This is a genomic window from Shewanella sp. SG44-2, from assembly GCF_014164215.1.
In the GTDB taxonomy this organism is placed as follows: Bacteria; Pseudomonadota; Gammaproteobacteria; order Enterobacterales; family Shewanellaceae; genus Shewanella; species Shewanella frigidimarina.
Genome location: NZ_JACJEU010000006.1, coordinates 164,231 through 178,125, shown reverse-complemented (window position 1 = coordinate 178,125; position 13,895 = coordinate 164,231). Strand labels below are relative to the sequence as shown.

Genomic DNA, 13,895 nt, shown 5'->3' with positions numbered 1-13,895 from the left:
ATCGAAACATGATATATATAGCAGGGCTAGTTAGATAAATAGGTGGTATGTTGTTCATGGGGTTATTGTTGAAGATAAAACGTATTATCTTCATTATTAGCCTATTGATGGGTTGATCAATCCATCAATATAAGCAAAATCCGTTATTTTACATGCAGCATTTAAAAGAATGAGTTTATTATTTTTCAGTAGCCCTCGCGTTAGTGAGAGATTGCACGGCGGTGAGTCCCAAAGGGTATGGGTGAGGGATCTACAGCAGACTTTTGACTCCCTAGTAAGATTACCGTTAATTCAGAATGGCTAAAAATATTATGGAACATAAACGATACTTTCTAATCCTTTCAGTTATCTTTGGCATTGAATTCCTAGTTATTTCTATATCGCCTCATGACCGAGCCGATTGGGCGCTTGAGAATGTATTAGTTGTCTTATCTGCCATCTTCATTTTTTTTACGTATAAGAAATGCCCATTATCGCGACTCTCTTATAGTTTGATATTTGCCTTTATGAGCTTGCATGAAATAGGTTCATATTATACTTATTCCAATGTTCCCTATGATGCATTTTTAACGTCGTATTTTAACTTTAGCCTTAATGAATATATGGGCTGGACCAGGAATAATTTTGATAGATTGATTCATTTGGCATACGGTCTTTTATTGGCATACCCGGTTAGGGATTTGTATTGTCGAATTGCTGGTTTGAAAGGCTTTTGGAGCTATTTAACGCCTTTAAATCTTATTATGGCAACATCGATGCTATATGAATTGATTGAGTGGGGCGCCGCCGAGACATTTGGTGGCGAGCTAGGAATGGCGTATTTAGGCACACAGGGAGATGTTTGGGATGCACATAAAGATATGGCCCTGGCAAGTCTTGGCGGTTTTATAGCGATGGCGATAACCCTTTTTATCCATTCACGTATTCAAAAAGACTTTCGAGAGCAATGGGCATTGAGCGTAACGGTAAACAATAAAGGATGTTAAGCAAAGCAGACTTGTTATGGTTGCTCAGGCCTTTTATGACCTGCGGCCACTAACGTCGTGGTGCTTCACCCACACCAGACCAAGAGGAAACCAACGGCTGTTCCCTCTTGGATCTCCCAGCCGCCACATCAAAATTATCTGAAAAGCGATAATTTCGCGACGTGGTCTGATCCAGCTTTTAACTTCGTCTGAGTGTTCTCCGGCCTTATTCGAAAATGCTAACGCTTCAGATGGGGCGTCCCTTCCCCTCCAAAGCTAGCCAGACATCCATGTCTGGGCTCACGTCATTTTCTTCAACGGCCTCAAGTTCAGAGTTGAATTTGAACATTTTAAAATCAAGAAAACTAACTCGCTTGTGCCCCAAAGCTTGTTAGAGAACATCTAATTTAAACTTTGCTCGAACATAGTTATCGCTAGTTTATGAAAGCACTATTTTGAAATAAATTTATCTACGATTAACATCATAAAATCTTTGCGACAGTACACTGTGTTTTTATACAGTTATAATTCATTTGTGTTAAAACAACAGTGTTGTTTCTCGTTATGTAATTGCGAAAATTCTTGGTTTTACCTAAAGGATAATTCTATCTAATTGAATTAGCTGATTTTTGTTAACATATCTGCTCTGCATAACGAGTTTGTATTATTCTCGATTATCTAAATTCTCGCTTTTGCCTAGACTAAAAGGTGATTGATTTGGGTTATTTAAGCTGATAAGTTACTAAAATTATTAATAATTAAAGCCATTTGGATGTTGTGTTTTGGTGAGCTTCTCAGGATGTTTATCGGAATTCTCGCTAATACGCCGTTAGCCTTACAAGGATAGGTATGAAGAAAACTGCATCAATGATATTTGGCTTCGTTTTGATAGCGGGGATAGGTTTTGGAATTTATTGGATTGTCTCTCAAATTTGGGGACAATTTAAACTTCTTGATCCAAAGGTTTCAGTCGGCTTATTAACGGCGGCAACAACAGTAATAGTTGCAACTTCAACTATTGTTTTGGGTAAATATATAGAACGGAAAAAAGATATTGAAGCGCATTATAGACAAAAGAAAACTGAAATATATGATGAGTTTCTATGTGAGTTTTTTAAAATATTTCATTCTGATATAGATAATGAAAACGAAGAAGCAAATCCAGATCTTGTTGTTTTTCTCCGAGAGTGGCAAAGAAAAATGATTCTCTGGGGAGGTCAGGATGTATTATCAAAATATATTGCTTGGATGGGGCATTTAAAGAAAGGAAACCCAGATGCTAAAACCATGTTCATGATGGAAGAGTTTTTTTTAGAAATCAGAAAAGACCTTGGTCATAAAAATAATAAATTAGTAAAAGGCTCATTCATACACCTAATTCTTCAGAACCCTGAGCTTTTCATGGTTATGGCTAAAGATAATCCAAATCTTACATTAGCAGAACTCGGAGAAGCAGAAATTGCGCTGCAAGGCTAACTAATAAGGATAGGCCGCGCGAAGCCGCGTCCTTATCCCAAGTGTTGAACAAGCCCGAACACGTGAGATGTGACTCTTTATTATGTAATTAACAGTTCGAGAAAACGCGCTGTTTGATGTGATTGTTAGCTAGCTACTTTTCAGTAGGCAGCAAGTTTCCTTAGCCTCTTTGCTAATTAGTTAACTCGCTATATTTCAGTATCTTAAATTAACCCTCCACGGTATTCAGTTAAGCCATTATCCTTATTATCATGTTCAACATTAGGTTCAGGGTATTAAGTTTGTCGGTCGTTTCACTATGCCCATAAAGTGCATTGGTTGCTGACAACAGGGGCAACGGCGTGTTGCTAATCTGCGCTTTATCTCGGGAATGATTGGAAATACAGCCCCAGCAACCGCCAGCATCAGTTGTATTTGTAGCCTGAGTTTTTTAGCATTGCCTCTGAGTAATCCATAGTCTCTCACTCGTCGTAACCCTTTCGGTAATACGTGTTGCAGTATTAACCAGAGAAATTCAGTAGCGGGTAAGGTTCGTACTTTTGTAGACTGAGTTTGACTGTCTTTATACTCAAAACTAACAAGCCCATCGACATCACTTTTGATGCTTTTGTCTGGCAGTACGCCGCGATAAAGATAGCGTGATAGATATTGCAGTGCAGGCAAACCTTTACCCATATGCTGGCAATCAACCACCCACTTTTTCGGCAGTGAGGTTGGCAGTTTGAGATTCAGTTTTGCCAACTGTTCCAGTAAACGTGCGCGCCACACTTTAGCTAAATTGAAAGCGTTGAACAGGTATTTGCCCTTATTCTTTTTCCAGTGTTGTTGGGTTTTGTTGAAACTGCCCGCTGGAATAATAAAGTGAATATGCGGATGTAAATCTCGCCGCCGGCTGTGAGTATGCAGCACGCCAGTGAAACCAATATCACCGGCAAGTTTTGGTGAGTTAAGTGCAAAGTCTTTGAGCACACTGGCAGCCACTGAAAACATGGCTGGATAGAGAACTTCCGGTTGATATTTAGCAACCACACGCAGCTCATATGGCAAAGTAAATGTCACCATAAAGTAATCGACAGATAACAATTTAGCCTGTTGCTTAGCTAACCAATCTGCTGTGGTGTTGTACTGGCATTGGGGACAACTGCGATGACCACATGATAGCGGGAAATCTGCTGTATGAGTACAGCCCTGACAAACCCAGTGGCTAGCTCTTTGGGTGTGAACGCGACAGCTCAGCATGGCATTAATGGCATGGCGCATTGATGTTGTTATTTGGCCATCATAAGCTTGATTAAACGCATCAAGATGGTCACGTAAAATATCGATAAACTTCATATCTCGCACTCCCACTTCAACACCAAATTATTAGTGAGCTGGTTAACCGACAAGGCCGTGTTTTTACGGGTAATATGAGTGAGACGTGTATACCTTGCTGTGGTGTTTAGGCTGTTGTGACCGAGCAAGTGTTGTACTGAGCGTAAATCTAATCCTTGCTCTAGCAAATGAGTCGCATAGCTGTGACGTAAATTATGTGGACTGATAGATTTGTGAATGTTGCACTCAGAAATCACTTTTTTCATGGCCTTTTGAATACCGCCTTTATCTATCATTGAACCTGGCTTACCATCTTTACCGGGAAAGAGGTGGCGGGGATGACGATGGGTACGCCAGTAATATCGCAGCGCAAGTAAAGTGCGTTGCGGTAAAGGTACTAGCCTATCCTTGCCGCCTTTGGCGTCACGAATATGCACCTGCATCAACGCTGAATCGATATCGCCAACCTGCAATGAAATTGCTTCACCGAGGCGCAACCCCATGCTGTATAAGGTTAAAAAGCACACTTGATATCGCAGCTTATGGGTGAGGCTAATGACGATTGAGACTTCGGCAGGGGTTAGAATATCCGGTAGGCGTTTGACCTGCGGCGGCTTAACAATGTTGAGCCACTCCCAAGATTGATTAAGGACATACCGGTAGAAAAACTGTAATCCATTGCGGTCGAGTTTTACGGTACTCCAGGAGTGAGAGGCAATTAAATCAGCAAAATAACGCTTCAAATCATCGGTTGAAAGGTTATCGGGACAGCAGTCAAAATAAGCGCTAATGCGCCTCACTGCGCGACTGTAAGCATCGATGGTAGCGGGGCGCTTGCCTTGCAGTGTTAAATTGGTAAGATGTTGTTGATAAAGAAAATCAAAGCGTTGTTGTTCGTGAGCGTCCATAGTCATACTCCTAGAAAAATGCCTCATTAGGCGGGTCTAGTAAGTATTTATGATGAAGCTAAAGATGGGCTTTTATCTTTTTCTGCCGCAGAGCGGCTTCGTTCAACAAGGCGTTTAAGCGGAACAAAAAAACAGTGGGTTACGTTTCGCTTCGCTACATATTATAACCCACAATTTTTGTCCGCTTAACGCGGCGTTATCGAATATTCGATTCCCATACTTTTCCTAACACTAGTCGTCATTTTTAGAGTTTGGTTCTAGCTCATTTTTGTCCACTAGCACGTTAGCAAAACTGCAAGAATTGATAATGTTTTTCAAGGAAGAAACTACAATATGGTCATGCTGGTTTAAACTGGTTAGGTGGAATGTTACCTGTGGTGATCAACCGTTATTGGGTGTGACGTTCCACTTTGTATCGAGAACAACAACCTTACCTAATAGTTGTTCGATGTACTCCGATGGGCGGGCTATCTCTCGTAATTTTGGCAATACATTGTTTGCGTATATTTCATGAGCTTCTGGTGATTCCCAATGCGTTACCACTAAGTAACAGTCATGGTGTTTAACATGGCGCCAAACGTGACCGCCTAAACATCCGAGTTGCGTTGACAGTTGAGGGTTCCAGATAAGTTGTTGATCTCGATTAAACCTATCAATGTCCAGTACTCTTGAGCAGTAAGCTATTCTTAATACTCCAGCACCTGAAAAATTAATCTGTAAGTCAGATATGGTTGAAACTAGTTCGAAGTAATTAACTGAACAATGACGATAAGTGGATTGTTGTTTATTACTTAAATAAATATCATCGTGGGTAGTTCTCATGAATTCACTCACGTGAAACTGAGATTCCCAAAAGCCTAAAATAATGGCTGTGGTTGACGAGGCCTCCCATCCACCTGCTTGCCCAACAAAACCGTTACACGTCGACAGCTGACTCCAGGCACTCTGACTTTGTGAAAAAGCCTCCTGTTTACCGTCATCAACCTCGCACATAATCAATTTTGCTATAGTCAAAATGGTTCCTAATATTGATGGTTCATGAGTCAATATGGCTCTTCAAAGCTGAATCTATAAGGGAACAATATCTTTGTGGTGTTGGAGTCACCACGCCCAGTGCTAGCAGCAAGCTTAACTGTTCAATACTTCTTTTTGACGGGACAAAACCATAGCAATTAACGCTTTTGATTCCGTTTTCCTTGGATAAGTTATTTCTGTTCTAGTTTGTAACTAATCTTATTGATGTACCAGGTTTTATCGCCTTGAGGTGTGCTCACTACCGCTTCATCGTCGACTTGTTTTTTGAGTAACGCGCGGGCCATGGGCGAGTCGATGGAGATGTAGTCTTTACGTTCGTCGTAAATTTCTTCTGGGCCGACAATTTTAAAGGTTTTAATGTCACCGGCGTCGTTTTCAATTTCAACCGTGGCGCCAAAAAACACTTTGCCTTCTTGCTCTGGTGCGTAATAGACAATTTTGAGTTCGGGCAGCAGCTTGCGTAAATAGCGTACTCGGCGGTCAATTTGCCTTAATAAACGCTTATTAAAAGTGTAATCAGCATTCTCGGAGCGATCACCCAAACCAGCCGCCCAAGTGACAATCTTAGTGACTTCAGGACGTTGTTCTTTCCACAGGTAGTCGTGCTCAATTCTGAGTTTATTGTAGCCTTCTAAAGTGATTAACTTAGTTTTCACGCGGTTTACTCTTAATGTGGTCGAAGAACGGTGAGGTTTTATATAAGCCGTAATATTATCATCTGTGTTTTAGCACTTCATGCCCGATGATGCATTCTTTTTATCGATTATCTATAAAGACATCATAAAGCCTTTCGTACTAGCAGCGAACTGGTGGTCTTTATGGTATCTTTGGCATAATTTTATTTTAAACCATGTCGAATTCGATTGATTATGCATAATATTGCCCAGATTATCGCTCAAGAACTTAATGTCCGTGAACAACAGGTCACAGCGACCATTGCGCTATTAGATGATGGCGCCACCGTGCCGTTTATTGCGCGCTATCGTAAAGAAGCTACCGGTGGTTTAGATGACACTCAGTTGCGTAACTTGTTTTCTCGTTTAGGTTATTTACGTGAGTTACACGACCGCCGCCAAGTGGTGTTGTCGAGCATTGATGCGCAAGGAAAATTAACCCCAGCGTTAACTCAAGCGATTAATGACGCCGACAGTAAAACCCGCCTTGAAGATTTATATCTGCCATTCAAACCAAAGCGTCGTACTAAGGGCCAAATAGCCATCGAAGCGGGTATTGAGCCGCTTGTAGATGCAGTGCTAGCCAATCGTCAATTAGATATAGAAAGTAAAGCAACTGAGTTTATTAATCCTGATGCGGGTTTTGCCGACTCTAAAGCGGTACTAGATGGTGCGCGTTTTATTTTAATGGAGCGTTTTGCTGAAGATGCAGAGTTGCTGCGTAAAGTGCGCCAGCATTTATTACAGCAAGCTGTGCTTGAAAGCCGCATGGTAAAAGGTAAAGAAAAAGAAGGCGCTAAATTCCGCGACTACTTTGAACATAATGAGCTGATGAGTAAAATCCCATCTCACCGTGCTTTAGCCATGTTGCGCGGTCGTAACGAAGGCATGTTAAGCCTATCGATGAACGCCGATCCCGATACTCAAGCGACAGAAGGCAGTTATTGTGAAGTGATTATTAGCGATCACTTTAAGTTAGAACTGACTAACTCTAGCGTTGATGAATGGTTGAAAACGGTTGTGACCTCGACTTGGCGCATTAAAGTTGCCTTGCAAATGGAAACAGAGTTTATCGCTAAGATGCGTGAAAGCGCGGAAGAAGAGGCCATTAGAGTGTTTGCCCGTAACCTGGGCGATTTATTAATGGCGGCTCCTGCTGGTGCTAAAGCAACTATGGGACTCGATCCTGGTATCCGTACTGGTGTGAAAGTCGCGATTGTTGATAACACCGGTAAGCTGGTGGCCCACACCACTATTTTCCCGCATGCGCCACAGAACTTATGGGACAAATCGATTCGTACCTTAAGTAATTTAGTGACCATGCATAAAGTTGAAATTATTGCGATTGGTAATGGTACTGGCTCGCGTGAGACCGACAAGCTAACTGGCGAGTTAATCGCTGCCGTGAAAGAAACGCATCCGACGCTGACCAAAGTGATTGTGAGTGAAGCGGGCGCATCGGTATATTCGGCCTCTGAGTTTGCCGCTAATGAGTTTCCTAATCTTGATGTGTCAATTCGTGGTGCGGTATCAATTGCGCGTCGCTTACAAGATCCGCTGGCAGAGTTAGTAAAAATTGAACCCAAAGCAATTGGCGTAGGACAATATCAGCATGATGTAAGCCAAAGCCAGTTATCGCAGTCGCTTGATGCCGTCGTTGAAGACTGTGTTAACGCTGTAGGTGTTGATTTAAATATGGCATCAGCGCCGTTATTAGCTCAAGTTGCTGGCTTAACCAAAACCTTAGCTAAAAACGTGGTTGATTTTCGTGACGCTAATGGTCAATTTACCAATCGTAAGCAGTTATTGAGTGTGGCTCGTTTAGGGCCTAAAGCTTATGAGCAAGCTGCGGGTTTTTTACGTATCCGTAATGGTGATAATCCATTGGATTCATCATCTGTTCATCCAGAAGCTTACAGCCTAGTTGAGTCGATTGCTGGTGCTAAGCAATTGCCATTAACTGAACTGATTGGTAATAGCGATTTGTTAAAACAGATTAATGCTGCCGATTTTGTTACCGACGCATTTGGTGTGCCGACCATTAATGATATTTTAGCCGAACTAGACAAACCAGGACGCGACCCGCGTGGTGAGTTTAAAACGGCTACGTTTAAAGACGGCATAGAAGAATTGAAGCACCTTAAAGTCGAGATGATTTTAGAAGGTGTAGTCACCAACGTGACCAACTTTGGTGCCTTTGTTGATGTGGGTGTGCATCAAGATGGTTTAGTGCATATTTCATCGTTAACCGACAAGTTTGTTAGTGACCCACATACAGTGGTTAAAGCCGGTGATGTGGTTAAAGTGAAAGTGATGGAAGTGGATATTGAGCGTCGTCGTATTGCGTTAAGCATGCGTCTTGATGAAAAAATTGATACTGAAAAAGCAATCAGACAGTCGCAGGGTAAGCCACAAAACAGTTACCAGAAAAAGCCTGCTGCGGGTAAATTTTCAGTCAATACCAAGAGTTCTGGTCATAATAAACCAGCCAGTAAACCGGTTAAAGCACCACAAAATGCGGCTATGGGTAATGCGTTTGCTGATGCCTTTGCCAAGATAAAAAAATAATCAATTATACGGTGTGGTAAAACACATTTAGCTAATATATTGATTATAAAGCCTTTGCACTTATGTGTAAGGGCTTTTTTTTAGCTCATTTTTATATTTTGAAACTGAATATAACCACACAGCAATAATTCAGTTTTTATTCAGTGGATCTTAAGTGTTTTAGTTGAATATCAGCGCCAGTCGAGTTTATTGCGAGTGGCAAAATTGAAATTACTAACGAAAACATTATCCAGTATCACCCCAAAGAGCATCAGTTACGAGGCGATGACCTGCATTATCGCTGTCTATTTTGGCTTGGTATTAAATTTTCCGATAATCCGTAAAATCTATCAGTTATCAGCAGATGGTCATGTGCTGTTTTCTTTGTCACCTGCATTGTTATTAAGCAGTTGTTTTATGCTTATTTTTAGCTTATTTGCTTTTAAATTTGTTTTTAAACCCGTGATGATTGTGTTGTTACTGACATCGTCAGCGGCCATGTATGCGATGTTGCAGTACAACGTGATGTTTGATTACGGCATGATTGAAAATATTTTTGAAACCAATTCTGGTGAAGCTTTTTCATATATAAGCTTACCTTCAATTAGCTATGTGATGGTGTTAGGGGTAATACCTTCTGTTTTGTTATACCGCACTAAATTATCGAGTGGTCCGTCACTGGCCAAAATAGTGCTTCGTCGCGCTGGCTTTACAATATTCAGCGTGGTGTTAGTCGGGTTGATGGTGCTGTTTTTTTACAAAGACTATGCGTCAGTGGGGCGCAATAATAATTATCTGAATAAGATGATTATTCCTGCACATATTTATAATACGGTTAAATACCTAAACAACCGTTACTTTACCGAAAAGTTAACCTTTGACCCTATTGGTCAAGATGCACAGCTAACCCCAAGCGTGAATGGCAAACCGACCCTTATGGTGCTTGTTGTCGGTGAAACTGCCCGTGCAGAAAATATGGCGTATAACGGTTACCAACGTAACACCAACCCATACACAGAAAACCTAGGCATGATTGCCTTACAGAATGTGTCGTCGTGTGGCACGGCTACCGCGCATTCGTTACCGTGCATGTTCTCAAACCTCATCCATGACAATTACAATCGTGAAGTTGCTGATGCACGAAATAATGTGCTTGATGTAGTTAAGGCGGCTGGTGTTAACGTGACATGGTTTGAAAACGATGGCGGCGATAAAGACGTAGGAGCCCGCATTAATAAGATTGATATTTCGCCGAGCGAGCCAAATCCATTATGTGATGGTTTAAGTTGTTATGACGAGATTTTAGTTGAAAAACTTAGCCAAAAATTACAACAAGACAGCCAAGCCAGTGCGCTGTCGGGTAAAGGTTTAGAAAATCAATTTATCGCTTTGCATACTATTGGTAGCCACGGACCAACATATTGGCAGCGTTACCCAGCCGATAAGGCGTTATTTACCCCAGCTTGTAGCCGCAGCGACATTGAAAACTGTAGTGACCAAGAGATTGTTAACGTTTACGACAATACTATTGCTTATACCGATTTTGTGTTGGCAGAAACGATTAATGTACTTAAGCAATATCAAGACAAATATAACGTCGCGCTGGTGTATTTATCTGACCATGGTGAATCATTGGGTGAAAGTGGAATGTATTTACACGGTACGCCTTACAGTATTGCGCCGAGCCAGCAAACTCATGTGCCTTGGTTTATGTGGTTACCACAAGACTACACACAAGCTAAAGACATTGACCGTGAATGTGTTGCCGAGCATGCATTAAGTGGCTCGTACTCACATGACAACTTGTTCCATACATTGTTAGGACTTTACGGCGTCAGCAGCTCGGTACGTGATCCTAAGTTAGATATCACCACCGATTGTAAAATGAACTAGGGATATACCGATGACAATTTCAGTTTCATCGTCTACGTCAGATGATAATGTTACAAAGAATACGGCAAAGAACGCGACAGCCAAGCAGCCAAAAATTGTGGTGAAACGCCATGGCATTATGCGCTTGCTGTATACCTGCAAACATACCTTTAATGGTTTAAAGTGGATGTGCCGTAATGAAGCGGCATTTCAGCAAGAGTTAATGCTGTTTATTCCATTAACTGTATTTGCTTATATGGCAAATATTAGTGCAGCGCAATCTGCCATGTTAGTGCTGGCGTTGCTATTTGTATTGTTTGCAGAACTGGTTAACACTGCAGTAGAAGTAGTGGTTGACCGTATTGGCCTGGAGTTTCATGAATTATCTGGGCTAGCCAAAGATATAGCCTCTGCATTTGTGTTTCTCAGCATGCTGATGGCAGCGATTGTTTGGTGGGTTGTTTTGTGGGCATAATTGCTTAGTTGAGCGTTAATCTGTCCGCAACGTGTCGGCTGTTAACTTAACTCTATGGCTAGCATAGAGATAAGTTTGCTCATGGTAGTTTGTTATCTCGAGTTTAGGTTACTTCGTTTGGACTGCATCACTCGTAATATGGATATAGGCGCAATTATGATAAAGGACACTCAATGAAAGTGTTGTTAATTGAAGACTCTGAAGCACTTCGTCGCGGCATTAGAGTTGGGTTAGATCATTTAGGTTATACCGTTGATGAAACAGGTGATGGTTCTGAGGGCTTAAGCATGGCGCTCACAAATTCTTATGATTTCATTATTTTGGATCTCATGCTGCCTAATGTAGATGGTCTGAGTTTACTTAAGAGTATTCGTAAATTAGGTAATCAGTCTAAGGTCATTATTTTATCGGCTAAATCACAAGCTGAAGATCGTGTTACTGGCTTATTGGCGGGTGCTGATGATTATCTGAGTAAACCATTTTCGTTTGACGAATTACAAGCCAGATTACTTTGCCTAGGCCGCCGTGGTGAACTCAATCAACAAGTTAAAACTATTTGTGTTGCGAACTTTGTTTTAGACACAAATAACAAATCACTTCATGCAGATGGCCATTACATCGACTTAACCAAAAACGAATTTAAAATTGTTGAATATTTATTTAGTAACCCTAAGCAAGTACTTAATCCTGAACAAATCAGCGAAGCAGTAGTGGGTTCATTTAATCATTTATCGAAAAATACTATCGAGGCTCATTTATCGTCAGTGCGTAAAAAAGCTAAAGCCGTTGGGGTGACGCTACCGATAAAAAATAAACGTGGTTTTGGTTATTTTGTAGGTGAACATTAATGAGATCGTTAACCACAAATCTAGTGAATACCATGACCTATGTGGTATCAGCCATGTTGATTTTGGTGTTTTTGGCGATTGATATCAGTATCGATAATTGGGTTGATGTTGAATTTGATAGCGCGTTAACAGACAAGTCTAACTACCTAAAGACCTTAGTTAAAGTGACGCCAGAAGGCACCGAGTTTGATTTTGCTGGCGAGTTTATGCCTGAATTTGGCACCTCGACTAAAGCAAGCTTTTTTCAGTTGTGGCAAGGCTCAAGCGTGTTTGAACGATCTGAATCGTTGCGTAATTTCGAGGGGGTCGATTTACTTAAAAAAGACATGCCGATCAATAGTGCCTTTTTTGCTGATGTAGTGTTACCAGATGGTCGAGACGGTCGCGCTATGGTGTCTTATTTTGAGCCGCAAGTACCTAAAGTCGATCGTGAAATTATAGGTCAAGTCGAACCAATGTGGTTAACCATAGCCATTACCACAGAAGATTTATCGCAAATTTTGGTGATCATCGATTCTAGTTTAGCCATTGGCTTACTACTGGTGATTGTATTGATCCGCTGGGCCGTAGTGAAGGTGATTCATCGTGGTTTGACTCCGTTGAACGAATTAAACGTGTCGCTAAAAAGCGTTGATGTCACTAAAAAATACATCCCACTGTCTAGCGAATCAGAACGTTATCTTGAAATTGAACCGATACGTAATGAGTTGAATAAGTTTGTCAAAATTAGCCAACAATACCTACAAACAGAAAAGCGCATTACTGCCGATATCGCTCATGAACTGAAAACGCCCATCAGTGAATTGATTAGCTTGAGCGAGATTTATATTCGTTATCCGGATGATCAGCGTATTGGCGTGAGCTATAAGCAAGATGTACTCAGTATTAGTTTACGGATGAAAACAATCGTCAATAATTTATTACTATTGCAGCAAGCCACATCAGAAAATATTAATCTGCATCGCCAACATATCAATATCAAAACCGTGATGGATCAGGTTATTAATGAATTAGCATTTAAGTATTCAACTATTCACTCTCGTTTGAATATTGAAAATAGTGTTTTGGATCCAAGCGGCCTTGCCGATGAGTTTTCTTTGCATCTCATTTTGACCAATTTATTTGATAATGCACTGTATTACAGTCCGCCGAAGTCATCGATTAAAATAAGGTTAGTTGCTGATAATAAAGGCTTAAGATTCAGTATTGAAAATCAATTAGTCACCAGTATCAACGCGAATGATTTAGAGAGGCTTACTCTACCATTATTCCAGGCGGAGCAATCGCGTTCAAACAGCGAGAGGCATGGATTGGGGTTGGCCATTGTTGAAAACATTGCCAAAGTGAATGGATTTGAGTTTAGCTTTGAATTAGTTTCGGATGACAAAATTATGTTTGCTGTGTTGATTCCGAATGGTCATGCGGCAATGGTGTAAATCTATGCAAAAAATCTTCAAAAAAACAGAATTTAACTGACTGTAAATAAGATGTTAATATATGTTATTACGCCCTGAACTTAATGCCCTTGCTAAGGTCTTAGGCTCAGATGGTTTTTGTTACTGTGTCTTTTAGTCGTTCAGTTACGATAAAGATATTGAAAATTTTGCAAAAAATCCTGTTTTAAATCGCTGAGTAAACAAGGTTTTCAGTAACACGATAAGCTTAAGTTGCCCTTAAGATAAGCATACTAGTCTATTACCCAGTAATAATGTTATTACATTTGGGATAGCTTGTTGCGAATTTAATTGCACATGAAGCCTAAAAATAATAATAATTTTGGA

Annotated in this window: 11 protein-coding genes; 7 read left to right on the top strand and 4 right to left on the bottom strand. The window is 40.8% G+C overall.

Annotation, left to right across the window (positions count from 1 at the left end):
• Positions 1–296: 296 nt before the first annotated feature.
• Positions 297–986 carry a DUF2238 domain-containing protein gene (locus H5181_RS06965; protein WP_182750601.1) on the top strand — a complete coding sequence of 230 codons (690 nt, stop codon included), beginning with the start codon at positions 297–299 and terminating at the stop codon, positions 984–986.
• An 828-nt stretch (positions 987–1,814) separates the two neighbouring features.
• Entirely contained in the window at positions 1,815–2,441 is a 627-nt protein-coding gene (locus H5181_RS06960) for a hypothetical protein (RefSeq protein WP_182750600.1), read from the top strand.
• A gap of 267 nt (positions 2,442–2,708) precedes the next feature.
• Here H5181_RS06960 and H5181_RS06955 read toward each other — a convergent pair whose 3' ends face one another.
• The 4 genes from H5181_RS06955 to greB form a co-directional block, all read right to left on the bottom strand.
• Positions 2,709–3,776, bottom strand: coding sequence for an IS91 family transposase (locus tag H5181_RS06955; RefSeq protein ID WP_182750599.1), 1,068 nt, complete (start codon positions 3,774–3,776; stop codon positions 2,709–2,711).
• Positions 3,773–4,663 carry a site-specific integrase gene (locus tag H5181_RS06950; protein WP_182750598.1) on the bottom strand — a complete coding sequence of 297 codons (891 nt, stop codon included), beginning with the start codon at positions 4,661–4,663 and terminating at the stop codon, positions 3,773–3,775. The genes H5181_RS06955 and H5181_RS06950 overlap by 4 nt, the downstream gene beginning before the upstream one ends.
• 381 nt (positions 4,664–5,044) lie before the next feature.
• Positions 5,045–5,677: a DUF4937 domain-containing protein gene (locus H5181_RS06945; RefSeq protein WP_182750597.1), complete on the bottom strand. Its 633-nt coding sequence runs from the start codon at positions 5,675–5,677 to the stop codon at positions 5,045–5,047.
• Positions 5,678–5,868: 191 nt separating this feature from the next.
• A complete protein-coding gene (gene greB, locus H5181_RS06940) occupies positions 5,869–6,354 on the bottom strand; it encodes a transcription elongation factor GreB (protein WP_011635724.1) in 486 nt (161 codons plus the stop codon).
• A gap of 213 nt (positions 6,355–6,567) precedes the next feature.
• Between greB and H5181_RS06935 the strand changes: the two genes are divergently transcribed.
• From H5181_RS06935 to H5181_RS06915, 5 genes are all read left to right on the top strand, one after another.
• A complete protein-coding gene (locus tag H5181_RS06935) occupies positions 6,568–8,940 on the top strand; it encodes a Tex family protein (protein ID WP_182750596.1) in 2,373 nt (790 codons plus the stop codon).
• A 204-nt stretch (positions 8,941–9,144) separates the two neighbouring features.
• The gene (locus tag H5181_RS06930; RefSeq protein ID WP_041412721.1) at positions 9,145–10,812 is read left to right on the top strand and encodes a phosphoethanolamine transferase; all 1,668 of its coding nucleotides are present in this window, start codon (positions 9,145–9,147) and stop codon (positions 10,810–10,812) included.
• A 10-nt stretch (positions 10,813–10,822) separates the two neighbouring features.
• Positions 10,823–11,266, top strand: a complete 444-nt coding sequence (locus tag H5181_RS06925) for a diacylglycerol kinase (protein WP_011635727.1) — start codon at positions 10,823–10,825, stop codon at positions 11,264–11,266.
• A gap of 173 nt (positions 11,267–11,439) precedes the next feature.
• Positions 11,440–12,114, top strand: coding sequence for a response regulator transcription factor (locus tag H5181_RS06920; protein WP_011635728.1), 675 nt, complete (start codon positions 11,440–11,442; stop codon positions 12,112–12,114).
• On the top strand, positions 12,114–13,550 hold the full coding sequence (locus H5181_RS06915) for a HAMP domain-containing sensor histidine kinase (protein WP_182750595.1): 1,437 nt from the start codon (positions 12,114–12,116) through the stop codon (positions 13,548–13,550). Before H5181_RS06920 ends, H5181_RS06915 begins: the two co-directional genes overlap by 1 nt.
• Positions 13,551–13,895: the final 345 nt, after the last annotated feature.